The organism is Rhodoferax ferrireducens (genome assembly GCF_003347515.1).
Classification (GTDB): domain Bacteria; phylum Pseudomonadota; class Gammaproteobacteria; order Burkholderiales; family Burkholderiaceae_C; genus Rhodoferax.
This window is the reverse complement of the sequence record NZ_QEII01000297.1, coordinates 21599-45232: the sequence shown is the minus strand read 5'-3', so window position 1 is coordinate 45232 and position 23634 is coordinate 21599. Positions and strand designations below refer to the sequence as shown.

26 protein-coding genes are annotated in these 23634 nt (G+C 64.7%); 17 read left to right on the top strand and 9 right to left on the bottom strand.

All coding sequences use genetic code 11. The annotated features are described in order from the left end of the window. Positions 1 to 13 precede the first annotated feature (13 nt). Together C5P05_RS19395 and C5P05_RS19390 are read right to left on the bottom strand one after the other, a co-directional pair. A complete protein-coding gene (locus C5P05_RS19395) occupies positions 14 to 793 on the bottom strand; it encodes an SDR family NAD(P)-dependent oxidoreductase (protein ID WP_114971484.1) in 780 nt (259 codons plus the stop codon). Between the two features lie 5 nt (positions 794 to 798). Further along, the gene (locus tag C5P05_RS19390; RefSeq protein WP_114971483.1) at positions 799 to 3153 is read right to left on the bottom strand and encodes a bifunctional salicylyl-CoA 5-hydroxylase/oxidoreductase; all 2355 of its coding nucleotides are present in this window, start codon (positions 3151 to 3153) and stop codon (positions 799 to 801) included. 261 nt (positions 3154 to 3414) lie between these two features. Between C5P05_RS19390 and C5P05_RS19385 the strand changes: the two genes are divergently transcribed. The 6 genes from C5P05_RS19385 to C5P05_RS19360 all read left to right on the top strand — a co-directional run bounded on the left by C5P05_RS19385 (position 3415) and on the right by C5P05_RS19360 (position 9113). Then, positions 3415 to 3912 (top strand): MarR family winged helix-turn-helix transcriptional regulator, encoded by a 498-nt coding sequence (locus C5P05_RS19385; RefSeq protein ID WP_114971482.1) that lies wholly within the window; start codon positions 3415 to 3417, stop codon positions 3910 to 3912. Continuing rightward, on the top strand, positions 3909 to 4763 hold the full coding sequence (locus tag C5P05_RS19380) for an enoyl-CoA hydratase family protein (protein WP_114971481.1): 855 nt from the start codon (positions 3909 to 3911) through the stop codon (positions 4761 to 4763). Before C5P05_RS19385 ends, C5P05_RS19380 begins: the two co-directional genes overlap by 4 nt. 4 nt (positions 4764 to 4767) lie before the next feature. Next, a complete protein-coding gene (locus tag C5P05_RS19375) occupies positions 4768 to 6000 on the top strand; it encodes an acyl-CoA dehydrogenase family protein (protein ID WP_114971480.1) in 1233 nt (410 codons plus the stop codon). Between the two features lie 129 nt (positions 6001 to 6129). Continuing rightward, positions 6130 to 7788, top strand: a complete 1659-nt coding sequence (locus C5P05_RS19370) for an AMP-binding protein (RefSeq protein WP_114971479.1) — start codon at positions 6130 to 6132, stop codon at positions 7786 to 7788. Next, a complete protein-coding gene (locus C5P05_RS19365) occupies positions 7785 to 8177 on the top strand; it encodes a RidA family protein (protein WP_114971478.1) in 393 nt (130 codons plus the stop codon). Before C5P05_RS19370 ends, C5P05_RS19365 begins: the two co-directional genes overlap by 4 nt. A 21-nt stretch (positions 8178 to 8198) precedes the next feature. Next, positions 8199 to 9113, top strand: a complete 915-nt coding sequence (locus C5P05_RS19360) for a pirin family protein (RefSeq protein ID WP_114971477.1) — start codon at positions 8199 to 8201, stop codon at positions 9111 to 9113. A 12-nt stretch (positions 9114 to 9125) separates the two neighbouring features. Here C5P05_RS19360 and C5P05_RS19355 read toward each other — a convergent pair whose 3' ends face one another. The 5 genes from C5P05_RS19355 to dacB form a co-directional block, all read right to left on the bottom strand. Beyond that, on the bottom strand, positions 9126 to 9824 hold the full coding sequence (locus tag C5P05_RS19355; protein WP_114971476.1) for an OmpW/AlkL family protein: 699 nt from the start codon (positions 9822 to 9824) through the stop codon (positions 9126 to 9128). Between the two features lie 20 nt (positions 9825 to 9844). After that, complete coding sequence (locus C5P05_RS19350) at positions 9845 to 11404, bottom strand: alpha/beta hydrolase family protein (protein ID WP_114971475.1); 1560 nt, start codon at positions 11402 to 11404, stop codon at positions 9845 to 9847. Between the two features lie 145 nt (positions 11405 to 11549). Continuing rightward, entirely contained in the window at positions 11550 to 11804 is a 255-nt protein-coding gene (locus C5P05_RS19345; RefSeq protein WP_114971474.1) for a SemiSWEET transporter, read from the bottom strand. A gap of 35 nt (positions 11805 to 11839) precedes the next feature. Beyond that, positions 11840 to 12103, bottom strand: a complete 264-nt coding sequence (locus C5P05_RS19340) for a GGDEF domain-containing protein (protein WP_114971473.1) — start codon at positions 12101 to 12103, stop codon at positions 11840 to 11842. Then, positions 12103 to 13521, bottom strand: coding sequence for a D-alanyl-D-alanine carboxypeptidase/D-alanyl-D-alanine-endopeptidase (gene dacB, locus C5P05_RS19335; RefSeq protein WP_114971472.1), 1419 nt, complete (start codon positions 13519 to 13521; stop codon positions 12103 to 12105). Before dacB ends, C5P05_RS19340 begins: the two co-directional genes overlap by 1 nt. Before the next feature lie 80 nt (positions 13522 to 13601). Between dacB and C5P05_RS19330 the strand changes: the two genes are divergently transcribed. From C5P05_RS19330 to C5P05_RS19290, 9 genes are all read left to right on the top strand, one after another. Further along, on the top strand, positions 13602 to 14633 hold the full coding sequence (locus C5P05_RS19330; protein ID WP_114971471.1) for a DMT family transporter: 1032 nt from the start codon (positions 13602 to 13604) through the stop codon (positions 14631 to 14633). Between the two features lie 66 nt (positions 14634 to 14699). Further along, a complete protein-coding gene (tsaB, locus tag C5P05_RS19325; RefSeq protein WP_114971470.1) occupies positions 14700 to 15482 on the top strand; it encodes a tRNA (adenosine(37)-N6)-threonylcarbamoyltransferase complex dimerization subunit type 1 TsaB in 783 nt (260 codons plus the stop codon). Between the two features lie 10 nt (positions 15483 to 15492). Beyond that, entirely contained in the window at positions 15493 to 15960 is a 468-nt protein-coding gene (rimI, locus tag C5P05_RS19320; RefSeq protein ID WP_114971469.1) for a ribosomal protein S18-alanine N-acetyltransferase, read from the top strand. An 18-nt stretch (positions 15961 to 15978) separates the two neighbouring features. Then, positions 15979 to 16923, top strand: a complete 945-nt coding sequence (locus tag C5P05_RS19315; protein WP_114971468.1) for a uracil-DNA glycosylase — start codon at positions 15979 to 15981, stop codon at positions 16921 to 16923. 119 nt (positions 16924 to 17042) lie between these two features. Then, on the top strand, positions 17043 to 17252 hold the full coding sequence (locus C5P05_RS19310) for a CsbD family protein (RefSeq protein ID WP_114971467.1): 210 nt from the start codon (positions 17043 to 17045) through the stop codon (positions 17250 to 17252). Then, positions 17212 to 17817 (top strand): RNA 2',3'-cyclic phosphodiesterase, encoded by a 606-nt coding sequence (thpR, locus tag C5P05_RS19305; RefSeq protein ID WP_114971466.1) that lies wholly within the window; start codon positions 17212 to 17214, stop codon positions 17815 to 17817. The genes C5P05_RS19310 and thpR overlap by 41 nt, the downstream gene beginning before the upstream one ends. 12 nt (positions 17818 to 17829) lie before the next feature. Further along, entirely contained in the window at positions 17830 to 18306 is a 477-nt protein-coding gene (locus C5P05_RS19300; protein WP_114971465.1) for a MarR family winged helix-turn-helix transcriptional regulator, read from the top strand. A 139-nt stretch (positions 18307 to 18445) separates the two neighbouring features. Beyond that, on the top strand, positions 18446 to 19522 hold the full coding sequence (locus C5P05_RS19295) for an aromatic ring-hydroxylating oxygenase subunit alpha (protein ID WP_114971464.1): 1077 nt from the start codon (positions 18446 to 18448) through the stop codon (positions 19520 to 19522). 9 nt (positions 19523 to 19531) lie between these two features. Then, positions 19532 to 20500, top strand: coding sequence for a PDR/VanB family oxidoreductase (locus C5P05_RS19290; protein ID WP_114971463.1), 969 nt, complete (start codon positions 19532 to 19534; stop codon positions 20498 to 20500). Positions 20501 to 20516: 16 nt separating this feature from the next. On the opposite strand, the gene C5P05_RS19285 is transcribed toward C5P05_RS19290, so the two are convergent. Together C5P05_RS19285 and C5P05_RS33785 are read right to left on the bottom strand one after the other, a co-directional pair. Further along, positions 20517 to 21476 carry a cation diffusion facilitator family transporter gene (locus C5P05_RS19285; RefSeq protein WP_114971462.1) on the bottom strand — a complete coding sequence of 320 codons (960 nt, stop codon included), beginning with the start codon at positions 21474 to 21476 and terminating at the stop codon, positions 20517 to 20519. Positions 21477 to 21535: 59 nt separating this feature from the next. Further along, positions 21536 to 21700: a hypothetical protein gene (locus C5P05_RS33785; protein ID WP_157979398.1), complete on the bottom strand. Its 165-nt coding sequence runs from the start codon at positions 21698 to 21700 to the stop codon at positions 21536 to 21538. A gap of 100 nt (positions 21701 to 21800) precedes the next feature. Here C5P05_RS33785 and pyrF point away from each other — a divergent pair, with 100 nt between their 5' ends. After that, positions 21801 to 22658 (top strand): orotidine-5'-phosphate decarboxylase, encoded by an 858-nt coding sequence (gene pyrF, locus C5P05_RS19280; protein ID WP_198674793.1) that lies wholly within the window; start codon positions 21801 to 21803, stop codon positions 22656 to 22658. A gap of 30 nt (positions 22659 to 22688) precedes the next feature. Further along, positions 22689 to 23579: a LysR family transcriptional regulator gene (locus C5P05_RS19275; protein ID WP_114971460.1), complete on the top strand. Its 891-nt coding sequence runs from the start codon at positions 22689 to 22691 to the stop codon at positions 23577 to 23579. Positions 23580 to 23634 lie beyond the last annotated feature (55 nt).

The following is a 23634-nucleotide window of genomic DNA, read 5'->3' as shown; positions in this document are numbered from 1 at the left end:
TCGGGCGCCATGATCAGACCATCACCTCGCCACCGCAAACCGCGATGGACTGCCCAGTGATGGCCGAGGCCGCCTCGCCGCACAGCCAGCGCACGGTGTCGGCGACCTCGTCCGGTTGCACCAGGCGGCCCTGCGGGTTGCCGGCGGCGAACCCGGCCCGTGCCGTCTCCAAGCTGCGGCCGGTCTTGGCGACCACGTTGGCGATGCTCTCCAGCAGAATGTCGGTTTCGGTGTAGCCGGGGCAAACTGCGTTGACGGTCACCCCCTTCTTCGCCACCTCCAGTGCCAGCGCCCGCGTCAGGCCGATCACGCCATGCTTGGCGGCGCAGTAGGCCGACACGTAGGCGTAGCCGGTCAGGCCTGCGGTGCTGGCGACGTTGACGACGCGTCCCCAGCCCCCTGTCAGCATGTCGGGCAGCGCCGCCTGCGTGCACAAGAGCGTGCCGGTCAGGTTCACCGCCAGCATCTGTTGCCACAGTTGCACATCGGTTTTCAGAAACGGCGCGCTGCCGGCCTGGCCCGCGTTGTTGATCAGGATGGCCAAGGGTCCGAAGCGCTCACGCGCGCTGGCGAAGGCCGCGGCCACCTGCGTCGCATCGGACACATCCGCGTTGACGGCATGCAGGCGCTCAGGCTGCTCGGCCGCCAGGGCCTGGACGACGTCGAGGCGGCGGCCCAACACGGTAACCGTCGCCCCGGCGGCGAGCAGTTGACGCGTGATGGCCGCGCCTATGCCGCGACCGCCACCGGTCACCAGCGCATGATGCCCCTGCAAGCCCGATGACGCTGTCATGGTTCTCAAACCTTTTCAGCGCGGGCCGACGACATCGCCGCAGCGGTGGCCTGGGCTTTTTCGCGCTGAAAGTTCGCCTCCATTTGGGGCTTGGCCGAGCTGTATTGTTTGGGCCAGTTGACGCGGCTGTAGCCAATTTTGGCGGCTTCCGTCAGTGTCCAGGCTGGGTTGGCCAGATGCGGGCGCGCCACCGCGCACAGGTCGGCACGACCGGCGGCAATGATGCTGTTGACATGGTCGGCCTCGCTGATGGCCCCCACCGCAATGGTGGCGATGCCGGCTTCCTGGCGAATCTGGTCGGCAAACGGGGTTTGGAACATGCGACCAAAGACCGGCTTTTCTTTCTTGCTGACCTGGCCGGAAGAGCAGTCGATCAGGTCGGCGCCGGCGGCCTTGAAGGCCCGTGCGATCTTCACCGCATCGTCGGGCGTGATGCCGCCTTCTACCCAGTCATGGGCCGAGATGCGCACCGACATCGGACGCTCGGCTGGCCACGCCGCGCGCACGGCCGAGAACACTTCCAGGGGATAGCGCAGGCGATTGGCCAGACTGCCGCCATATTCATCGGTCCGCTGATTGGTCAGCGGCGAAATAAAGCTCGACAGGAGGTAGCCGTGAGCGCAGTGCAGCTCCAGCCAGTCGACCCCGATCTCGGCGGCCGCCAACGTGCTGGCGACGAACTGGGTCACAACCAAATCCATGTCGGCACGCGTCATGGCCCGCGAGGTCTGACTGATGCCCTCAAGGTATTGCTGCGGTGAGGCCGAGACAATCGGCCAATTGCCCGCCGGCAAGGGCTGGTCGATGCCCTCCCAGGCCAGCCGCGTGGACGCCTTGGCACCGGCGTGGCCGATCTGCATGGCGAACTTGGCGTCACTGTTGGCATGCACCCAGTCGGTGATGCGCTTCCAGGCGACGGTATGTTCGGGCGTGTACAGACCGGGGCAGCCCGGGGTGATGCGACCTTCGGCGCTGACACAGGTCATCTCGGCGAACACCATCGCGGCGCCGCCCATGGCCCGCGCGCCCAGATGCACCAGGTGGTAGTCACCGGCCACGCCATCGACCGCAGAGTACTGCGCCATGGGCGAGACGACGACGCGGTTCTTCAAGGTCAGGCCGCGCACCGTGTAGGGGGTGAACATCGGCGGCGGTGCGGACTGACCGGCTGGCACCGTCACCCCGGCGCGTTCGGCGAACCAGCGCTCGTAGCCGCCCAGCCAGGTCGAATCCCGCAAGCGCAAGTTCTCATGGCTGATGCGCTGGCTGCGCGTCAGCATCGAGTACATGAATTGCGGTGCTTCGAACTGGTCGCAGTAGCGCTCGCCGCAGACCTCGAACCACGCCATCGCGTTCCACGCGGCATTTTGCAAACGCAGCACATCGATGTTGCGCAGCGCCTGGTAGCGCTCCAGCACCGCCGGGATGTGCACGGGCGTGTCGCCGAGTTCACCGAACTGGCGGGTCAATTCGATCGCGTCCTCGATGGCCAGCTTGGTGCCCGAGCCGATGGCGAAGTGCGCGGTGTGCACGGCGTCGCCCATCAGCACGACATGGTTGCGCCCGTTGAAGTGCGACCACTGCTGGCACTTGACTTGCTGGAACTTCAGCCACGCAGAGCCGCGCAGATGGCGCGCATTGGTCATCAGCCGCTCACCCTGCAGGTTGGCCGCAAACAGCTGTTCACAAAAAGCGATGGATTGCGCTTGGTCCGCCTGATCCAGCCCATGGGCCAGCCAGACCTGCTCGGGGCACTCGACGATGAAGGTGGTGGTGTTCTCGTCGAACTTGTAGATATGGGCCTGGAACCAGCCGTGCTCGGTCTTCTCGAACAGGAAGGTAAAGGCGTCGTACAGCTTGTTCGTGCCGAGCCAGATGTAGCGGTTCGGACGCACCACGATCTCGGGCTTGAAGACCTCCTCGTAGCGGCCGCGAATGCCGGAGAAGATGCCGTCGCTGGCAATGATCAGGTCGGCGTCCGGGTACTGGGTGTCGGATTCGACGTGGGTCTCGAACCCCAGTTTGACGCCGAGCTGCTCGCAGCGATGCTGCAGGATGTTGAGCAGTTTTTTGCGGCCGATACCGACAAAACCGTGGCCGCCCGAGCGGGTGACCTGGCCCTTGAATTCAAGCTCGATGTCGTCCCAGTGGTTGAAGGCGAGCTGGATCTCGGCGGCGGTCACCGGGTCCCAGAGCCGCATGTTGTCCATGGTGGCGTCGGAGAACACCACGCCCCAGCCGAAGGTGTCGTAGGGCTTGTTGTGCTCGACCACCGTGATGTCGTGGGCTGGATTTTGCAGCTTCATCAGCAGGCCGAAGTAGAGGCCGGCGGGGCCGCCGCCGATGCAAACAATGTTCATACATGCTCCCGTGAAGTGGGTAAAAAAATGAGGTGTGCCAACAGAAGGCGCATCGCTGCGATCAATTAAATTAAATTTCAATTATTTAACCGTAAAGTAATTTAGCAAATCGGTCAGGCGCCGTCAAGCCGAAAACCCGCGTTGACAAAAAATAGTTTAGACTTAAAATATTCGACATTGAATCTAATTTGTGCAAACGGCGGCCCCAGCGGCCAGGGTCTCATTCGACTCCAAGCAATAACAGACAGGGAGACTATTCAAATGGACAAAGAAGCCCGCCTACATGGCACCACCGCGGCCGAACACCCCGAGGCGCTGCGCTTGTGGCTGCGCATGCTGACCTGCACCCAGCTGATCGAAACCGAGGTGCGCGCCCATCTGCGTGAGCAGTTCGACACCACCTTGCCGCGCTTTGACCTGTTGGCGCAGTTGGAGCGCGCGCCCGAGGGGCTGAAGATGAACGAGCTGTCGCGCCGCATGATGGTGACCGGCGGCAACGTCACCGGCATCACCGACCAGCTGGTCAGCGAAGGCCTGGTAGAGCGGGTGGCTGTGCCGGGCGACCGGCGCGCCTTTCGCGTCAAGCTCACGGCCATCGGGCGCACGCAGTTTCGCGACATGGCGCTGCAGCACGAAGCCTGGATCGTGGACGCCTTCGCCGGCCTGAACGACAAGGAAATCGCCACCTTGCACCGCCTCCTGGGAAAGGTCAAGGCACACACCCAAAACGCGGCGAACGCTGCCGTGGAGCTCGCATGAAACACTTTATTGGCGCCAGCAACCCCATGCGCCCCCAGTTTGACGCCACCGCGACCTACGCGGCCCGGCACTTTGCCTGGGGCTTCAGCGAGGGTGTCGGCACCATCACGCTGAACCGGCCCGAGCGCAAAAATCCCTTGACCTTTGACTCCTATGCCGAGTTGCGCAACTTGTTTGAGGCCTTGAAATATTCGACCGACGTGAAGGTGGTGGTTATCACCGGCGCCGGTGGCAATTTCTGTTCTGGCGGCGATGTGCATGAGATCATCGGCCCCCTGACGAAGATGAGCATGCCCGAGCTGCTGGAGTTCACCCGCATGACCGGCGATCTGGTCAAGACCATGCGTATCTGCCCGCAGCCCATCATTGGCGCCATCGACGGCATTTGCGCCGGCGCCGGCGCCATGATGGCCCTGGCCTGCGATATGCGTTATGGCACGGCGAACACCAAAACCGCCTTCCTGTTCACCCGCGTCGGCCTGGCCGGGGCCGACATGGGCGCCTGCGCCCTGCTGCCGCGCGTCATCGGGCAGGGCCGCGCGTCGGAACTGCTGTTCACCGGCCGCGCCATGAGTGGCGCAGAAGGCCTGGCCTGGGGCTTTTTTAACGCGCTGCACGAGCCGGCCGAACTGCTGGCCAAGGCACAGGCCATGGCAGCCGAGCTGGCGGTCGGCCCGACCTTCGCCCAAGGCATGACCAAAACCATGCTGCAACAGGAATGGGCCATGACGATCGAGCAGGCGATCGAGGCCGAGGCGCAGGCGCAGGCGATCTGCATGCAGACACAGGATTTCCGGCGCGCCTACGAGGCGTTTTCCGCCAAGCAGAAGCCGCATTTTGAGGGGAACTGACGCCATGACCCAGCCCACAGCCCCTTGTGCGCCCACGTCGCACCTGACTCTGCCGTTCTTCGACGCCGCGCATCAAAACCTGGCCGAGGCGTTGCGTGACTGGGTGCCGCAACAACAGGTCGACGAGCGCGACGACCGCAGCGCCTGCAAGGAATGGGTGCGCCGCTTGGGCGAGGCCGGCTGGCTGCGTTATTGCGTGCCGGCGCAGTTCGGCGGCGCGCTCGACCAGCTCGACTCACGCGCGCTGGTGATCCTGCGCGAGACCTTGGCTTATCACTCGCCGCTGGCCGATTTTGCGTTTGCCATGCAGGGCCTGGGCAGCGGCGCCATCACCCTGGCCGGCACACCGGAACAGCAGGCCGCCTACCTGCCGGCGGTGGCGCGCGGCGACAAGATAGCCGCTTTTGCCTTGAGCGAGCCGGAAGCCGGCTCGGATGTGGGTGCTATGCAAACAGTAGCTACTTACGCTTATTCCACAGGGGCTGGAGGCCAAAATGGCTTAAAAGAGACGGCGGCAGTCACACTGAACGGCAGCAAGACCTGGATCAGCAATGGTGGCATCGCCGACTTCTATTGCGTGTTTGCGAAGACCGAGCCCGCCGCCGGCACGCGCGGCATCAGTGCCTTCATCGTCGATGCCGACACGCCGGGGCTGGATGCGTCCGAGCACATCGAGGTGATGGCGCCGCACCCGCTGTCCACGCTCAAGTTTGTCGACTGCCGCCTCTCGGCCAGCGCGCAACTGGGCGAATTGACCGGCGGCTTCAAGCTGGCCATGCGCACGCTCGATATTTTCCGTGCCTCGGTAGCCGGCGCCGCGCTGGGCATGGCGCGCCGGGCCCTGGCCGAGGCGGTGGCCTACGTCCAGCAGCGTCCCATGTTCGGCCAGCGCCTGGCCGACTTTCAGCTCACGCAAGCCAGGCTGGGCGAGATGGCGGCCCTGGTCGACGCCGGCGCGCTGCTGACCTACCGCGCCGCCTGGCTGCGTGACTGCGTCGGTACGACCACGCCGGCCCAGGCGCAGGCTTATTCCGTGGCCGCCGCCATGGCCAAGATGACCGCCACCGAGAACGCCCAGCGCGTGATCGACATGGCGCTGCAGCTGCACGGCGGCATGGGCGTGAAGGTCGGCACCAAGATCGAGAGCCTGTACCGCGACATCCGCGCGCTGCGCATTTACGAAGGCGCAACCGAAGTGCAGCAACTGATCATTGGCAAAGCGGTGCTGAAGTCATGAAGCCCCCACCCGCATCGTCTGTGATCCTGGCCTTCGCCGTGAGGCTGGGCGAGAACAGGATGCTCGGTACAAGCCGAATGAAGAGTTTGGCTTCCTGCCCTTCTTGCCAACTGGAATGAGAGGTTGCCCATGAGTTCCGCCCAAACCGACCGCTTTGTGCATGACCGTCTACCGCCCGCCGGGCAGTGGCCCGAGCTGCGTTACGAATTACCCGAGTTGCTGGCGTTGCAGCAAACGCCGCAGCTCAATCTGGTGGCTGAGCTGCTGGACAAAGCGGTAGACAAAGGTTTTGCCGATCGCCCGCTGCTGCGCTCACCCGGCCTGACGCTGAGTTATGCCGAGACCAAAGCACGCGTGGATCGCATCGCCCAGGTGCTGGTGGGCGACCTCGGCCTGGTCCCCGGCAACCGGGTGCTGCTGCGCGGCGGCAACTCGATCGGCATGGCGCTGGCCTGGTTGGCGGTGGTGAAGGCCGGCTTGATTGCGGTGGCGACCATGCCGCTGCTGCGCGCCAAGGAACTGGGCGAGATCATTGCCAAGGCGCAGCCGGCTGTGGCTCTGTGCGACGCCGCTTTGCTGGCCGAGCTGCAACTGGCGCAAGTGCAATACCCGGGGCTCAAGACCATCGTGCCTTTCCACCGGACCAGCGAGTGGGTAGACGAAGGGACCGGCGAAGCCGGCACGCTGGAGGCGCTGGCCGCGCAGAAAGACGGCCGGTTCCAGGCCTGTCCCACGTCCGGCGACGACATTGCCCTGCTGGCCTTCACCTCGGGCACCACGGGTAAGCCCAAGGCGGCGGTGCACACCCACCGTGACGTGCTGGCGGCCTGCGAAACCTGGCCGCGCCAGGTGCTGCAGGCCAGGCCGGACGACATCGTGATGGGCTCGCCGCCGCTGGCCTTCACCTTCGGCCTCGGCGGCTTGCTGATTTTTCCGATGTGGGCCGGTGCCTCGGTCTATTTCCCGGACATTCCCTACACGCCGCAGGCCATGGCGCAGCTGATCTTTGAGACCGGCGCCACCATCTGCTATACCGCACCCACGTTTTACCGCCAGATGGCGCCCTTCATGACGGACGAGGCACGCAAACGAGGGCAGTCGCCGCGTCTGCGCCTGTGCGTCAGCGCCGGCGAGGCACTGCCCGACGCCACGCGCCAGCTCTGGAAAGCGGCCAGCGGTATTGAGCTGCTGGACGGCATCGGCGCCACCGAGATGTTTCATATCTTCATCTCGTCGCCACCGGAGCAGGTGCGCCGCGGCGCCATCGGTAAAGTGGTTCCGGGCTACGTCGCCAAGGTGGTGGACGAGCAAGGCCAGGAAGTGGCGCGCGGCACGGTCGGGCGCCTCGCCGTCAAGGGCGCGACCGGCTGCAAATACCTGGACGATGCGCGTCAGGCCAACTATGTCAAGGACGGCTGGAACTACCCCGGCGACGCCTTCCGGAAGGATGAGGATGGCTACTTTTTCTACCAGGCCCGCGCCGACGACATGATCATCACCGCCGGCTACAACGTCGGCGCGCCCGAGGTGGAAGACGCCTTGCTCAGCCACCCGGCGGTGGCCGAGTGCGGCGTGATCGGCCAGCCCGACAGCGAACGCGGCATGATCGTCAAGGCCTTTTGTGTGCTCAAGCCCGGCTTCACGGGCGACGCGGCCCTGGTGAAGGTGCTGCAGGATCACGTCAAGGCGAGCATTGCCCCTTACAAATACCCGCGCGAGATCGTGTTTCTGGCCGCGCTGCCTCGCACCGAAACCGGCAAACTGCAGCGCTTTAAACTCAAATTATGAAAACACTTCAACCACCGGGCTGGGCGCCCGCCAAGGGCTATGCCAACGGCATCGCCGCCCGCGGCACGCAGATTTTTGTCGGCGGCCAGATCGGCTGGAGCGCGCAGCAGCAGTTCGAAACCGACGACTTCATTGCGCAGACGGCGCAAACCCTGCGCAACATCGTGGCCGTGCTGGAAGAGGCGCAAGCCGGCCCGCAGCACATGGTGCGCATGACCTGGTACATCACCGACCGCGTCGAGTACAACGCCCGCCTCAAGGAATTGGGGGCGGTGTACCGCGAGGTCATGGGGCGACATTTCCCGGCCATGAGCTGCGTGCAGGTGGCCGCCCTGATGGAGGCGCGGGCCAAAGTGGAGATTGAAGTCACGGCCGTGTTGCCGGACTGAACGTAAGGCAGGAGGTGAGCCATGAGCAATATCACGACACAGGTGGAGATGGACTGCACGGCAGTGCAAGGCTGCGACGCGGTCGAACTCATCATCCAGCCGCGCGACAAGGACCTGGGCGGATTCTCGGTGCGCCGGTGCTTGCCGACAACGCAGCGCAAGATGGTGGGACCCTGGATTTTCTTTGATCACATGGGGCCGGCGGAATTTCCCGCTGGCCAAGGCATCAACGTGCGGCCGCACCCGCATGTCAACATCGCGACCGTCACCTACCTCTTCGAAGGGGAAATCCTGCATCGGGATTCACTCGGCAGCCTGCAGACGATTCGTCCCGGCGATCTCAATCTGATGGTGGCGGGCCGCGGTATCGTGCATTCTGAGCGCGAGCGCCCGGAAGTCACGGCCGTGCCGCACCGTCTGCATGGCTTGCAGCTTTGGCTGGCGCTGCCGGAAAAGGACGAAGAGATCGATGCCGCCTTCCATCACTATCCCGCAGCGGTCATTCCAGCCATCAGCGTAGAGGGGGTGGCCGTGCGCGTGATGATGGGCACGGCCTTTGGCGTCAGCTCGCCGGTCAAAGTCTTTGCCGAGACCCTGTATGTGGAAGCCCATTTGCAGGCCGGACAAACCCTCGTCTTGCCCCAAGCCGACGAGCGCGCGGTCTATGTGGCGCAGGGCAGTCTGAAAGCGCGGGACACGCTCGTTCCCGAGCACGCCATGGCGGTTTTTTCTGACGCGCGGGGCGTGGTCCTGGAGGCCACCAAGGAATCGCGCATCGCGATCATTGGCGGCGAGCACCTGGGTCAGCGCTTCATCGAATGGAACTTCGTGTCCAGTCGCCAGGCGCGTATTGATGAGGCCAAGCGCGACTGGAAGGCGGGATGCTTTCCCAAGGTGCCGGGCGACGACATCGAGTTCATTCCCTTGCCAGAGTAGATCCCGGGCCGCTCAGAAACTGTAGCCGGCCGAAATAATGAACACGGAGGGGCGGAACGTGATGTCCATGGTGCGCTGCAGGCCCAGGGTATTGGTGGTCAACTTGGTCTTGACCTGCGCCGTGGACCATGAGCCCGTGATCGACCACGGCCCGCCCAGCTTGGCCGTAACGCCCAGTTGCAGCGCCAGGCCCAGCGAGTCGTCCAGCTTCAAGCTCGTGGGTCCGCCGTTGACGGAATCGTAGGCCCCGGTGGAGTCGGCATTGTCAAAAAAAGTGTAGTTGACCCCCAGGCCCACAAAGGGGCGAAAAGGATTGCTGCTGTCACCCAGCTTGTAGTTGACGAACAAGGTGGGTGACACCTGCCGGACTTTGGCGACGACGGCGCCGTCCAGGGCCGCGGTGCTACCGGACAGCGCCGCCGGCTTGAGCACCACCAGGGTCATGTCAAGCGTGGGCGCAGACAAGGCCAGCTCGGCCTCCCAGTGCTCGTTGATGTCCCGCGCGGCACTCAAATACAGCGTGGTCTGGCTCGGAAATTTCAGGCTGAGGGCGTCCACGGGCGTGAACGGACCCGATAGCGTCGAGGTCGACGCGCGGGGATCGAGCCACAGCCCGCCCAGCTTGAGAGTGGTGGATTGGGCGAGGGCGCTGCCAGAGGCACCCCAAGTCAGTGCCAGCGCGATGGACAAGGGGAGAAGTGCTGCTTTCATGGGCTGTGGCCTCCGTCGGACTAAAACTGCGAGAAGAAGCCACGCGCTGCCGCATTGCAGTACGGGGGCACCAGGCCGCCATGGTAGGCCGCGGTCACGGCCGCCACGGCATTGACGCCGGCGGCGTTGGCGGTATCGGCCTTGGCGGCGGCAAATCCTGCCTTGGCGGCGGCGAACGGATCGTTGGGACCCGTGGTAGGCGAATCAACGTCCAGCACCGTGACCAGTTGCGCGGACACTTGGGGCCCCCACAAAGCCGCCATGACCTGGGTGTTTAGACTGTAGAAGATCGTGGGGTCGCCACTGCCGGCGCACAGCAGGACCGGGGCGGCCGGCGTCCAGCCACGCAGGTCGTTGCGCTTTGCCGCCAGGCGAATCGGGTTTTGCGGATTGGCCGCCGTGGCCCCCGTCGTGAACGCGGGAAGCACCCCGTCGGGGTTGGCCGCAGCGTCCTGCAGGTAGCCCAAACGAACGGTGTTTCTGATCAGGTTGGCGGTGCCAAAGCCGGCCGCGAACAAGGGGTCGGTGGCGCCGGGCGGCGTGCCCGTTCCGGTCGGCGGTGTGATGGCCGCGAAGGCCGGCGTGGGGGGCGTGCTGTTGAAGAGCGTCAACTGCGGCAACTTGCCATTAGTCACGACGGTGGTGAAGTCATAAATCCCCGGCACCAGCGACTCGATGCCGGTGGCATAGGTGGCTTCATAAAAGTCGGACGCGGCGGTGTACAGATTGCCGTAGGCCTTTTGATAGCTGTTCACCAACAGCGGCGCAAACAAGGTGCTGCCGGCGGGCACGCTGCCGTAGAAGATGGCATCGGTGTAGGCGGCCAGGGCATAGGGGCCGGACATGGGAGCCGAGGCGGTGACTGGCATGCCGGCTGCCTGCATGGCGCGGTGCGTGGCCATGGCGACGTGGCCGCCCTGGGAGTAGCCGGTGATGAACAGCTTGGCACTGGCGCTGGTGGGCGACAGCAGGACGGGCAGCGCCTTTTTGGCCGCGGACAGCGCATCCATCATGTCCTTGGACTGCTGGTCGGCATTCAGGTAGGGGTGGTAGCTCAGTGGCGAACTGTCGAAACCGGCGTAGTTGGGGGCGACCAAAATATAGCCTTGGGCCGCATACAGGGCGGCCAGCAACTGGCCTTCGGAATAGGCCGGGTTCGTGTTGTCAACAAAGTCCGCCAGGTTGTAGCGCTTGGTGATGTTGGTGCCGTGGGCATACAACACGATCGGGCGTGCGCCGCTGCACTGGGGGGCGCTGCCGGTGGGCACCATCAAGGCGCCCGAGGCGTTGGTGGCTTCATTCACGCCACCCACGGTGCCGTATTTCATGTACTGCACATCGACGCCGCAAACCGGCGTGCCCGCGAGTTGCAGCAGGCCCAGGCCGGACATGCTGGCCTGCAGTTTGGCGGTGAAGTCAGCGGCGCTCATCGAGGTGATGCGCGGCGGCGGTGTCTGCATCAGTTCGCCACGCGCCGGGTTGGTGTTCTGTGTCCCCAGGGCGTCCCCATCGCCGCCACCGCAAGATACGACCAGAAGCGCCGCGCCCAAGGCGGCCCATGAAGCTTTGAAATAAATCATTCACCGTCTCCAGAATCGCTGAGGCGGAAAGCCAGCAACGCAAAAAATAGTCTGACCGCGCTATTTTCTGCTTTGTTGCTCATTCTCAATCAACGTGGAGATTGCAGGGGGGGTGTAAACCCCTGCCGGGGATGTGACGTGAAAGTTAGCGGTAGCGCAGTTTCATCACCAGAATGGCCGCCGCCAGGGTCAGCGTGATGCAATTGGCAATCACGATCGGCCAGGCGCCCAGCAGCAGTCCGTAGACCAGCCAGCAGGCCACGCCAGCGGTGAAGGCGCTGTACATGCCCAGCGAGATGCCGCGCACGTCCCGGGTTTGAAACGTGTGCCAGACCTGCGGTACAAAACTGGCGGTGGTGAGGACGGCGGCGACGAAACCGATGAGATCGAGGAGTGGCATATGGATTTCAATAGGGCAGCAAGGCCGGACGCTCTTCAGGCAAGCACGGCGGGAGATTCTGCCGCAAACAGGACAACCCGGTTGCGGCCCTCCGATTTGGCCCGGTACAGAGCCTGGTCGGCGCAGCGGATCAGCTCTTCCGGCGAGTTGCCGTGGTAGGGGTAGTTGGCGACGCCAACGGACAGCGTGGCCTGCAGCGGGAGCGAGTCGAACAGGACCGTCGCCACGGCAAAGTCGGCGCGCCATTGCTCGGGCGTTTTTGTGTCGGGGGTCACGTCGGGCCGAGTGGTCGGGTTCATTATTCCCGTGCCGCCCACTCTATCAGAGCCTCAAATGCCGGGCGTGCCGCATTGGCGTTCGGGTGGTTCGCGATGGCGACCAGCACGTAGCGCTTGCCGCTGGCCGTGTGCACATAGCCGGCCACCGCCGCCACATCACGCAGGCTGCCGGTTTTCAGGTGGGCACTGCCCTGGGCCAGGGTGCGGCTGCGTTTGAGCGTGCCGTCGACGCCGGTGATGGGCAGCGAGGACATCAGCTCCGGCATCAGGGGGGAGCGGTAGGCGGTTTGCAGCAGGCGCGCCAGGGCCTGGGCGCTGATGCGCTCGTTGCGCGACAGGCCCGCGCCGTTGTCCAGCGTCGGCGCGTCGTTCGGGGCTATGCGCTGCGTCCACCAGCGCTGCACCACTTCGCGCGAGGCTTCGCGGGAGGCGGTGGGCAGGCTCAAGCTCAAAAAAACTTGCTGCGCCATCACGTTGTTGCTGAACTTGTTGATGTCGCGGATCACTTCGGCCAGCGCGGGCGAGCTCATCTCAAACGCCGGCAGCAACACCGGCGCCAGCGTCGGCACGCGGCCTTCGTGCACCGTGCCGGCGAGCTTGCCGCCCATCTCGCGCCACAGGCCTTCCACGGCGCGCGCGCTGAAACTGGCGGGGTCGGCATAGGCCACCGGCCAGACTTTCTCCCCACAGCTGGCCGGGTAAGCCCCGTCGAAACGGATGCGCAAGACGTCGGAGAAGTCGGCCTTGAGCGCGGCGCGGTAGTCGCCACAGACGCCATTCATCCCATTGGCGCCATACGACAGCGGCACACTGCTTTGCATCTGCACCCCCGCCAGCGGCGGCTCGAACTGCACCCGGGCGGTGTTGGCACCGAGGTCCGGCACAAAGGTCATGACCACCGATTTGAAGTTGAGCAGCAGGGCGTCGGGCGCGGCGTTGTAGGGGCGCAGCGGCTCGCCGTCAAAACTGGCCGGGTCCGCGTCCAGAGGCTCGAAAGCACTGCGATCCAGCACGATGTCGCCGGCGATGGAGCCGATGCCCAGGCCCTGCACGCGGCGCAGCAGCAGCCACAGGCGCTCGGCCACCAGCTTGGGGTCGCCCAGGCCCTTGATGTACAGATTGCCAAACAAGGTGCCATCGCGCACCGTGCCGTTCACATACACCGGCGTGCGCCAGCTGTAGGCCGGACCCAGCAGCTCAAGCGCCGCATAAGTGGTCACCAACTTCATGACGGAGGCCGGGTTGACGGGCATGTCGGCGCGGTGGCTCAGGCGCGGCGGCAATTGGCCCTCGGCGTCGGCGACCAGCAAGGTGACGGCGTCGCGCGGGATCCGGGCGCGGGCCAGGGCCGCGTCCACTTCAGGGGGCAGGGGTTGCGCCAGGGTCAGGCTACAGACGAGAGCAGCCACGACGCCCAGCAGGCGATGCGGTAAAGACATGGCCCGATTATCAAGCCGCCTCTGCCGGCCTTTGCCCCCGGCCGGTAGCGTCGTGCGTGCCGGCCCCCGATAATCGGGCCATGCCTTCTTCTTTACAACCGGCGTCCGGCAGGTTTTCGCCCCGCACGATCGGCCTGGCCGCCGCCATCGTTACGGTGCTGATCTGGACTTCCTTCATCATCATCGCCCGCGCCTCGGCCGACCCGGCGCGCGGTGGCAGCTTGAGCCCGTTTGACATTGCTTTTTGCCGCATCGTCGGCGCCAGCCTGATCTTGCTGCCCTGGGGCGCCTGGCTGGTATCCCGGGACCGGGCGCAGGGCGTGGGGCATTCCTCATTGTTCGGCCTGTCGCCGCTCTCGCTCAAGGTGACCGCCACGGTTGGCCTGTTTGGCGGGCTGCTGTATGCGCTGCTGGCCTACAGCGGCTTTGTGTTTGCCCCGGCGGTGCATGCCTCGGTGCTGATGCCCGGCAGTCTGCCGCTGTGGACGGCGCTGTTGGCGATGATCGTGTTGCACGACCGCATCACGCCGCTACGCGCTCTGGGCCTGGCCCTGATCGTGCTGGGCGACCTGATGGTGGGCGGCGCCAGCCTGTTGCACGCCTTTGATGGCGGCGTGGTCTGGAAGGGCGATCTGCTGTTCATGACCGCCGCGCTGTGCTGGGCCACCTACAGCGTGCTGGCGCGCCGCCATGCGCTGGATGCGGTGCGCGCCACCATCGCCATCACGGCCTTTTCCTTTGTAACCTATGTGCCGGTGTATGCGGCGCTGCTGCTGGGCGAGGTGGTGCAGGGCCATGTGTTCACGGCGCCGCTGCGCGAACTCATGTTTCAGACGGTGTTTCAGGGCTGGGGCTCGGTGGTGATCTCCGGCATCACTTTCACCAAGATGATCCAGCACTACGGTCCGGTGCGCTCCACCATGATCACGGCGCTGGTGCCCGGCCTCTCGGCCTTGGGCGCGGTGCTGTTTTTGGGTGAACCCCTGCACTGGAACCTGGCGGCCGGCCTGGCGCTGGTGACGATGGGGATCTTGTTCGGCGTGCGGGCGGTTGTGCCTGTTGCTATTAAAAAAGAAGCTACTTGCGCAGATGCAGTGAGGGCTGGAGGCTGATTTGATGATATTTTTTGAACCTGCGGTGTTGAAGGATGACGCACGAGCCGGCCGCAAGGGCGCGCCATGAACCTGCTCGCCTTTGACACCAGCACCGAAACCATGTCCATCGCCGTGCAGCGCACGGTGGACGGCGCGGGCCAGGCGCTTGAGTCGCCCCGGGTGTGGCAGGAAACCGCCGCCGGTGGCGCGCAGACCTCGGCCCATCTCATTCCCACCATCCAGCGGCTGATGGCGCAAGCCGGTCTGCAGTTCGGACAGCTGGATGCGTTTGTTTTTGGCTGCGGCCCCGGCTCCTTCACCGGCTTGCGCACCGCCTGTGCGGTGGCGCAGGGGCTGGCCTTCGGCGTGAACGTTCCCGTGCTGCCAGTCGACACCCTGCTCAGCGTGGCCGAAGAGGCGCGCTGGCAGCACGCGGCCGCGCTGGAGACCTACCAGGTCATGGCCTTGCTGGATGCCCGCATGGACGAGATGTATGCCGGCAGCTATGTTTACAGTAGCGGACAGTGGAGGCAGATCGGGGGCTACAGCCTGATTTGCCCCGAAGATTTGGTGTACGAGCCGGGTTCGGTCCTGGCCGGCAATGTGTTTGCGGCCTATGGTGCGCGTTTGCCCGGGCCTGCAGGCGCCCCGCCAGCCCCCGTCGAGGCCGGCGCTGGCGCCAGCGCCGTGACGCAGCGGATCCATGCCTTGCCCAGCGCCAGCGCCATGCTGCGGCTGGCGCCCGCCCTGCTGGCGGCCGGTGCTGCCGTACGTGCGGACCAGGCCCTGCCGCTTTACATTCGCGACAAAGTGGCTAAAACTACGGTCGAGCGCGCGGCCGAGAAGGCCGCCGCACTGGCCACCTGACTTGCAATCCATGAGTGCCCTCCCGAAACCCGCCGAAGTCCGGTTTGAACCGCTGACCTTGCAGCGCCTGGATGCGGTGTTGCAGGTGGAACAACAGGCCTACGCCCACCCCTGGTCGCGTGACAACTTTCTGGACACGCTCACCTCGGGCTACGAGGGCCAGCTGCTCATGGCGGACGAGACCCTGCTGGGCTATTTCATCGCCATGAACGGCGTGGACGAGGTGCATTTGCTCAACATCACGGTGGCGCCCGACTATCAGCGCCAAGGCTGGGCGCACGTCATGCTCGATGCCTTGGCGATCTGGGCCAAAGGGCAGGCGGCGGACTGGCTCTGGCTGGAGGTACGGGTCGGCAACCTGCGCGCGATGAAAGTGTACGAAAGCCAGGGCTATCGTCGGGTCGGCCTGCGCAAGAACTATTACCCCGCCGTCCAGGGTCAGCGCGAACACGCGGTCGTGATGAGCCTGCGGCTGTGAGTCTGTAAGAATGCACCCATGAGTCTTGACCTCGACACCCGCCAGCGCGCCATCCTGCAGGAAATGGGTGTGCGCGTCTGGCTGCCACAGGCCGTGGCCGACGAGCCGGCAGTGCTTGACGCCCCTCAAAGCGTCGCCCAGACTTCCCGCCCCGTCATCGAGGTGCCCCCGCCCGCAGTTCAGGTGCGCTCTGCCGCTGCTATTGAAGAGATAGCTGTCAGCGCACTGTCCACGGGGGCTGCAGGTCAAAAATACTTAAAAACGCAAGGCGTGGGCAGGGCCGCTGCCGCGCCGTCTGATGCCACTGACACCAGGGCGTCCACCGGGCTGGCCGACGGCATTGCCGCCATGGATTGGGCGACCCTAACCGACGCCGTGCACAGCTGCCAGGCCTGCCAGCTGTGCATCGGTCGGCGGGCACCGGTGTTTGGCGCTGCCGAAGCTCCCGCTCAGGCGGACTGGCTGGTGGTGGGCGAGCCCCCGGAGGAGGCCGAAGAGCGCCTGGGCGCGCCGTTTGCTGATCAGACCGGCCAATTGCTGGACAACATGCTCAAGGCCGTCGGCGTGAGCCGGCGTGGCCCGGACGACGCGGCATCGGTGCTCAGCGCGGCCCAGGCCGCGTATGTCACCAACGTCGTCAAATGCCGGCCCGCCGTGGTGCGCAACCCCTCGGCGTTGGAGCTCGCGATCTGTGAAAACTACCTGCGCCGCGAAGTCGCCCTGGTGCGGCCCAAAGTCATTCTGGCCATGGGTCGTTTTGCCGCCCAAACCTTGTTGCATGGCAGCCTGGCGGAAGGCAGCAAGATCCCGTTTGGCAAGCTGCGCGGGCAAATTTACCGCTACCAGGGCATTCCGGTGGTGGTGACCTACCACCCGACTTACCTGCTGCGCACCCCGCAGGACAAGGCCCGCGCCTGGGCTGACCTGTGTCTGGCGCTGGATGTGATACGACAGGCGGGGTGAACCGGCCCACCAGTTTGTTGGTCTTTGCGTTCTCTCAATGTGCACGCCATGGGCAGGCTTCATTCTGTGGATTGGATTCCCGTTTGGGCTGTCCAGCCCACATCACTGAAGGAGTAACCATGGTCAACAAGAATCAAATCAAGGGCGCAATCAAAGACGCGGCCGGCAAAGTGCAGGAGGAAGCCGGGAAATTGGTCGGCAACAAGGAGCAAGAGGCGAAAGGCCTGAAAAAACAGGCCGAGGGCAAAGCCGAGAAGGTGCTTGGGGACGTCAAGGAAGTCGTCAAGGATGCCAAAGACGCCCTCAAGCGTGCCGTTAAAAAAACCTGAGACTGCCCGCGTCCATCTGTCTCCAACGTCCGGCACCGCGCGGCTGTTCCTGGCGTTGATGCCCGGCGAGGCGATGAAGGCCGGCTTGGCGAAGCACTGCGAGCAGTGGCACTGGCCCGCCGATGCGGCCCGCTACGCCCCCGTGGACTGGCATATCACCCTGCATTTCATGGGGTCGGTGCCACACCAGCGGCTGGATGAATTGCGCGCCGGGCTGGCCGTCCCGTTCACACCGTTCGATTTGCGCCTGGGCTTGCCCGAACTCTGGCCGCACGGGCTGGCGGTGTTGTGCCCCGAGGCGGTGCCGGAGGCCTTGCAGCACTTGTATGCCGACTTGGGGTACGCTGTGTTGGGCTTGGGTCTGCGCACCGATCCGCGCCGCTTCCGGCCCCACCTCACACTGGCGCGGCATGCGGCGCAAGCCCGGGCGCCGCTGTTGCATCCGGCGCTGGACTGGCAGGTCGAGGCTTATGTGTTGATGGCCTCCACCGGCGATGTGCGCCAGCGCTACCGGGTATTGCAGCGGTACGGCGACACGGGTGCAAAATCCCGCCATCTGTTTTGATTGCCGCCACCCATGACCCCAACCACCGACACCCCGCCTACCTTCGCGCTTTCCGACGAGCCGGGCCATCTGATTCGCCGCGCCCAGCAGATTGCGGTGTCCAAATTTCACGAAGTGCATGGTCGCCATGTCACGCCGATCCAGTATGCCGTTTTGCGCACGCTGCATGAAACGCCGGGCGTCGACCAGGTGACACTGGCCCAGCTGATTGCGCTGGACACCTCCAGCACGGCCGATATCGCCACCCGGCTGGAAGCCAAGGGCTGGATCCTGCGCGAGGTGCTGCCGCGCCGTCAGCGCCGCCTCTCGCTGACGCCAGCGGGCGAGGCGGTGCTGCAGAAACTCAGGCCGGGCGTGGAAGTCATGTACCTCGGCATGATGGACAACCTGGATCAAACGGAGCAGCGCGAGTTCATGCGCCTGCTGCGCAAGTTCGTGCATATGAATGACCAGCAGAACAAGCCGGACGAAGCCGATGCCAAGGGTTAATACCTAGATTTTTTGACTTCCATTGCGGATAGTCATTCCGTACAATGATTTACATTCAGTATGCTGAATATTGAATCGGAGCCTGGAACCCACCTGCAGGGCCTGCCGCAGGATTTTTTAACCGAATGAGGTCATCATCATGTTCCCGAAAAACACTTGGTACGTCGCCTGCACCCCCAATGAAATCGACGAAAAGCCGCTGGGTCGCAAAATCTGCGGCGAGAGTATTGCCTTCTATCGAGGGGAAGAAAACAAGGTCGCCGCGGTCGAGGATTTCTGTCCGCACCGGGGTGCGCCTTTGTCGCTGGGTTCGGTGTCCGAAGGCAAGCTGGTGTGCGGTTACCACGGACTGGCGATGGGTTGCGACGGCAAGACCGTTTCCATGCCGGGCCAGCGCGTACGCGGCTTCCCCGCGATTCGCAGCTTTCCCGTGGTCGAGCGCTACGGCTTCATCTGGGTCTGGCCGGGCGATGCCGCTCTGGCCGATGCCGACAAAATCCCCCACCTCGACTGGTACGACAACCCCGAGTGGGCTTATGGCGGCGGCCTGTTCCACATCCAATGCGATTACCGGCTGATGATCGATAACCTGATGGACCTGACGCACGAAACTTACGTGCATTCCACCAGCATCGGCCAGAAGGAAATCGACGAAGTACCCTGCAAGACCCGGGTCGAAGGCGAGCAGGTCATCACCAGCCGTTTCATGGAGAACATCATGGCGCCGCCATTCTGGCGGCTGGCGCTGCGCAGCAATAACCTGGCCGATGACGTGCCGGTCGACCGCTGGCAGATCTGCCGCTTCACGCCACCGAGCAACGTGATGATCGAAGTCGGCGTGGCGCACGAAGGCAAGGGCGGCTACGACGCGCCGGCCGAGCACAAGGCTTACGCCGTGGTGGTGGACTTCATCACGCCTGAGACCGAAACCTCGATCCACTATTTCTGGGGCATGGCGCGCAAGTTCAACCCCAAGGACAAGGCGCTCACCGCCACCATCCGCGAAGGCCAGGGCAAGATTTTCAGCGAAGACCTGCAGATGCTGGAACTGCAGCAGAAAAACCTGCTGGCGTACCCCGAGCGCGCCCTGCTCATGCTCAACATCGATGCCGGTGGCGTCCAGTCGCGCAAGATCCTGGACCGCCTGATGGCGCAAGAGCAGTCGGGTGCCAGCGCCACCGCCACTCCCACCGCAACTACCGCCGCCAGCGCCTGAGGATTCACCATGAACGCTTTGTCAACCTTATCGGTCCGCGTGGCGCGCAAGGCGACGGAAGCCGCCGACATCTGCACCTTCGAGCTGGTCGACGTGAATGGCGGGCCGCTGCCGGCTTTTTCCGCCGGCTCGCATGTGGACGTGGCGCTGCCCAATGGCCTGACGCGCCAGTATTCGCTGTGCAATGACCCGAAGGAAACCCACCGCTACCTGATCGGCGTGCTGCGCGACCCGGCCTCGCGCGGCGGCTCGCAGGCCATGCACGAGCAGGTAGGGGAGGGGCAGTTGCTGCAAATCAGCGCGCCGAAGAACCACTTTCCATTGGCGCACGATGCCACACGCAGCCTGCTGCTGGCCGGCGGCATTGGCGTGACGCCGATCCTGTGCATGGCCGAACGGCTGGCCATCACCGGCGCTGATTTCGAGATGCACTACAGCACGCGCTCGCGCGAGCGCATGGCTTTTTATGAGCGCATTGCCTCGTCCGCCTACGCGTCCCAGGTGCATTTCCATTTTGACGACGGTGGTGCCGACCAGAAGCTGGACCTCGCCGCCTTGCTGGTGGCGCCGCAAATAGGTGTGCACCTGTATGTCTGCGGCCCCAAGGGTTTCATGGACGCGGTGCTGGGCACGGCGCGGGCGCAGGGCTGGCCCGAGAGTCAATTGCACTACGAGTTCTTCGCCGCCGAAGTGGCCAAGTCAGAGAGCGACGCGAGTTTCGAGGTCAAACTGGCCAGCTCGGGCCGGATCATCAGGGTGCCCAAGGACCAGACGGTGACCCAGGCGCTGTCCGCCGCGGGCGTGGAAGTGCAGACTTCCTGCGAGCAGGGCGTGTGCGGCACCTGCCTGACGCGCGTGCTCGAAGGTCTGCCGGACCACAAGGACATGTACCTGACGCCCGAGGAGCAGGCCGCCAACGACCAGTTCACGCCGTGTTGTTCTCGCTCCAAAACACCGTTGCTGGTGCTCGATCTCTGAGGCGTTGCTAAAGCCGTTACAAGCTGGCAGGCGCCACGGGCGTTGCATGGTCCAGATCCGGCCGGCGCCACGGGTCCACATGCGTCATCAGGTTCAGCACGCGATGGCGCTGCAGCACCCGCTGGCGCGCTGCCACGGCAATGTCGTGACCGGCCTCGACCGTGATGGCGGCATCGACCTCGATGTGGGCGTCCACCACGATCATGTCGCCCATCTTGCGGGTGCGCACGTCGTGCACGTCACTGACGCCCGGGGTTTCGATCAGTGTTTGGCGAATCGCCAGCACTTCCTGTTCATCCACGGCGCGGTCCATCAGGTCGTGCAGCGCGTCCCAGCCGAATTCCCAGCCCATTTTGGCGACCATGAAGCCCACGATCAGCGCGGCGATGGGGTCCAGGATCGGGTAACCCGCCAGGTTGCCGATGATGCCCAGGCCCACCACCAGTGAGGACGCCGCGTCCGAGCGCGCATGCCAGGCATTGGCCACCAGCATGCTCGACTTGACGCGCTTGGCCACGGCCAGCATGTAGCGAAACAGCAGTTCTTTCGCCACCAGCGCGCCACCGGCGACCCACAGCGCCATGATATGGACAGTTTGCACGGTCTCGGGCGCTTCCAGTTTCCGAACAGCCGACCACAGCATGCCAACGCCAACCGCCAGCAGGAGCGTGCCTAGCACCAACGAGGCGGCGGTCTCGAAGCGCTGGTGGCCGTAGGGATGGTCCTCGTCGGCGTCCTTCTGGCTGTGGTGGCTGGCGAACAGCACCACAAAATCCGCCACCAGGTCGGACAGCGAATGGATGCCGTCGGCGATCAGGCCTTGTGACTTGGCCACGACGCCGACAGCGATCTGGGTGATGGTCAGGACCAGGTTGACACCGACGCTGACCCAGGTGCTGCGCGAGGCCGCGGCCGCGCGCTCGGCTGGGGTGTGCTGGGCATCTTCGGCGTCATCGGCCAGTTCGGTGAATTTCATGGGCGGAGAGGTGAGTCTGGAAGTACCAAGTGTAGGCAGAGTTGGTGACGCGATGGGCGTCAGGTCATGTGTTGCGTGAACGGTGCATTGGCGGCGCTCGCCTCGCCGGGATGCCCGCCCAGCGTGACCGGAATCGACATGAACGCGATCAGGATGACGGGCACCAGGGTGGCCAGTACGACGCCAGCGAACTGGCGGATGAAGAGTTGGAGGGATGAATCCATGGGGAAGCTCCTGGGTAAAGTGAATCGGTAGGCTTATCTTCGCGGCCTCGCCTTAAGGGCGGCTTAGCAGGTGCGGGCCGGTGTTTCTTACAATACGGGCATGACCTTCCTAGACATGCTGCGCACTGCCGAGCGCCAAAACGGTTCCATGTTGTGCGTGGGGCTGGACCCCGAACCCACCAAGTTTCCTGGCAAGCTCAAAGGCGACGCCAGCAAGATCTACGACTTTTGCGCATCAATAGTGGACGCCACGGCCGACCTGGTGATCGCCTTCAAGCCGCAGATTGCCTACTTCGCCGCGCACCGCGCCGAGGACCAGCTGGAGCGCCTGATGGCGCACATGCGCCGCGCCGCGCCCCAGGTGCCGATCATTCTGGATGCCAAACGCGGCGACATCGGCAGCACGGCCACGCAATACGCCATTGAAGCCTTCGAGCGTTACGGGGCCGACGCCGTCACGCTGTCGCCCTTCATGGGTTTTGATTCGGTGCAGCCTTACCTGACCTACCACGGCAAAGGCGCATTTTTGCTGTGCCGCACTTCCAACCCGGGCGGCGACGATTTGCAGAACCAGCGGCTCTCCAGCATCGAAGGGTCGCCCCTGCTGTATGAGCATGTGGCGCGGCTGGCGCAAGGTCCCTGGAACCTCAATGGCCAGCTGGGGCTGGTGGTGGGTGCGACTTATCCGGCAGAAATTGAGCGGGTGCGGGTCGTCGCGCCGACCCTGCCGCTGCTCATTCCCGGCGTGGGTGCGCAGGGCGGCGACGCCGTGGCCACGGTCAAGGCCGGCTGGCGCGGGGTCGTGGGTGCTAACGGTGCGGTGGGCGAAACCCTGGCGCCCATCATCGTGAACTCGTCACGCGCCATTCTGTATGCCTCGTCGGGCGAAGACTTCGCGCAGGCGGCGCGCCGCGAGGCCAGCAAGACGCGCGACCTGCTGCAAGCGGCCCGCGTGTAAATCCGGTCAAGCCTGCTGGGGCGCACCGCCATGCAACTCAAATGGCTGGAGGACTTTGCCGCGCTGGCGCAGACGCGCAGCTTCACGCGTGCGGCCGAACTGTGCCATGTCACCCATCCGGCCTTTGGTCGCCGCATCAAGGCGCTGGAAGCCTGGGCCGGCACGCCGCTGGTGGAGCGCGGCAGCGGCCCGGTGCGGCTGACGGTGGCCGGCGAGAGCTTTCTGGAGACCGCGCAGCAAATGCTGCACAACCTCGACAGCTCACGGGAGGAACTGCGCAGCGTGGTCGGGCGCCAGACCCGCACGGTGACCCTGGCCACCGGTCGTACCCTCGCGCGCACCCTGGTGGCTGATTGGCTGGTGCGCCTGCGCCCGTTGGTGCTCGACGCGGAGGTGCGCATCGTGACGCGCGCGCTGGCCGACACGGTGCTGCTGCTGGAACGCCACGAGGCCGATTTTTCGCTGATCTACCATCACCCGGCGCTGGCCTTGCGCATGGACGCGCGGCAGTTCAGTCACCTGACGCTGGCCTCTGACAAACTGGTGCCGGTAGCGCGCGCCGACGTGCAGGGCCAGCCGCTGCATGCCTTTGGCGACAAGGCCGCCCCTTACCTCGCCTACGCGCACAGTCTGGCGCTGGGGCGCCTGGTGGAAGACCACTTGTCGCAGAACCCGCATGCGCCCAGTCTGCAGCGCTGTGTCGAGTGCGATTCGGCCGACGCGCTGTACGAATACGTGCTCAAAGGACTGGGCGTGGCCTGGCTGCCCTGGTCCATGGTGCATGCCGACTGCAAGGCCGGCCGACTCGCCGTGGCGGGCGACCGGCGCATGGAGGTGCGTTTTGATGTGCGTCTGTACCGGCCCAAGCGGCGCCTGAGTCCACTGGCCGAGCGGGTCTGGCAGGCCTTTGTCAGTGGATGACGGTGCCGAAATAGCACGACTTGGTGCAGTTTTAGCACCAGTGAGTTTGCTGGAC

Excerpts from the sequence above, each read along its gene's own strand:
- C5P05_RS19330 (WP_114971471.1), top strand. The coding sequence starts at position 13,602 with ATGCCTTCTTCTTTACAACCGGCGTCCGGCAGGTTTTCGCCCCGCACG.
- C5P05_RS19360 (WP_114971477.1), top strand. The coding sequence starts at position 8,199 with ATGAGCAATATCACGACACAGGTGGAGATGGACTGCACGGCAGTGCAA.
- C5P05_RS19340 (WP_114971473.1), bottom strand. The coding sequence starts at position 12,103 with ATGAACCCGACCACTCGGCCCGACGTGACCCCCGACACAAAAACGCCC.
- C5P05_RS19310 (WP_114971467.1), top strand. The coding sequence starts at position 17,043 with ATGGTCAACAAGAATCAAATCAAGGGCGCAATCAAAGACGCGGCCGGC.
- C5P05_RS19295 (WP_114971464.1), top strand. The coding sequence starts at position 18,446 with ATGTTCCCGAAAAACACTTGGTACGTCGCCTGCACCCCCAATGAAATC.
- thpR (WP_114971466.1), top strand. The coding sequence starts at position 17,212 with ATGCCAAAGACGCCCTCAAGCGTGCCGTTAAAAAAACCTGAGACTGCC.
- tsaB (WP_114971470.1), top strand. The coding sequence starts at position 14,700 with ATGAACCTGCTCGCCTTTGACACCAGCACCGAAACCATGTCCATCGCC.
- C5P05_RS19355 (WP_114971476.1), bottom strand. The coding sequence starts at position 9,824 with ATGAAAGCAGCACTTCTCCCCTTGTCCATCGCGCTGGCACTGACTTGG.
- C5P05_RS19300 (WP_114971465.1), top strand. The coding sequence starts at position 17,830 with ATGACCCCAACCACCGACACCCCGCCTACCTTCGCGCTTTCCGACGAG.
- C5P05_RS19375 (WP_114971480.1), top strand. The coding sequence starts at position 4,768 with ATGACCCAGCCCACAGCCCCTTGTGCGCCCACGTCGCACCTGACTCTG.
- C5P05_RS19390 (WP_114971483.1), bottom strand. The coding sequence starts at position 3,153 with ATGAACATTGTTTGCATCGGCGGCGGCCCCGCCGGCCTCTACTTCGGC.
- C5P05_RS19385 (WP_114971482.1), top strand. The coding sequence starts at position 3,415 with ATGGACAAAGAAGCCCGCCTACATGGCACCACCGCGGCCGAACACCCC.
- C5P05_RS19395 (WP_114971484.1), bottom strand. The coding sequence starts at position 793 with ATGACAGCGTCATCGGGCTTGCAGGGGCATCATGCGCTGGTGACCGGT.
- rimI (WP_114971469.1), top strand. The coding sequence starts at position 15,493 with ATGAGTGCCCTCCCGAAACCCGCCGAAGTCCGGTTTGAACCGCTGACC.
- pyrF (WP_198674793.1), top strand. The coding sequence starts at position 21,801 with ATGACCTTCCTAGACATGCTGCGCACTGCCGAGCGCCAAAACGGTTCC.
- C5P05_RS19370 (WP_114971479.1), top strand. The coding sequence starts at position 6,130 with ATGAGTTCCGCCCAAACCGACCGCTTTGTGCATGACCGTCTACCGCCC.
- dacB (WP_114971472.1), bottom strand. The coding sequence starts at position 13,521 with ATGTCTTTACCGCATCGCCTGCTGGGCGTCGTGGCTGCTCTCGTCTGT.
- C5P05_RS19345 (WP_114971474.1), bottom strand. The coding sequence starts at position 11,804 with ATGCCACTCCTCGATCTCATCGGTTTCGTCGCCGCCGTCCTCACCACC.
- C5P05_RS19365 (WP_114971478.1), top strand. The coding sequence starts at position 7,785 with ATGAAAACACTTCAACCACCGGGCTGGGCGCCCGCCAAGGGCTATGCC.
- C5P05_RS19350 (WP_114971475.1), bottom strand. The coding sequence starts at position 11,404 with ATGATTTATTTCAAAGCTTCATGGGCCGCCTTGGGCGCGGCGCTTCTG.
- C5P05_RS19315 (WP_114971468.1), top strand. The coding sequence starts at position 15,979 with ATGAGTCTTGACCTCGACACCCGCCAGCGCGCCATCCTGCAGGAAATG.
- C5P05_RS19285 (WP_114971462.1), bottom strand. The coding sequence starts at position 21,476 with ATGAAATTCACCGAACTGGCCGATGACGCCGAAGATGCCCAGCACACC.
- C5P05_RS19290 (WP_114971463.1), top strand. The coding sequence starts at position 19,532 with ATGAACGCTTTGTCAACCTTATCGGTCCGCGTGGCGCGCAAGGCGACG.
- C5P05_RS19275 (WP_114971460.1), top strand. The coding sequence starts at position 22,689 with ATGCAACTCAAATGGCTGGAGGACTTTGCCGCGCTGGCGCAGACGCGC.
- C5P05_RS33785 (WP_157979398.1), bottom strand. The coding sequence starts at position 21,700 with ATGGATTCATCCCTCCAACTCTTCATCCGCCAGTTCGCTGGCGTCGTA.
- C5P05_RS19380 (WP_114971481.1), top strand. The coding sequence starts at position 3,909 with ATGAAACACTTTATTGGCGCCAGCAACCCCATGCGCCCCCAGTTTGAC.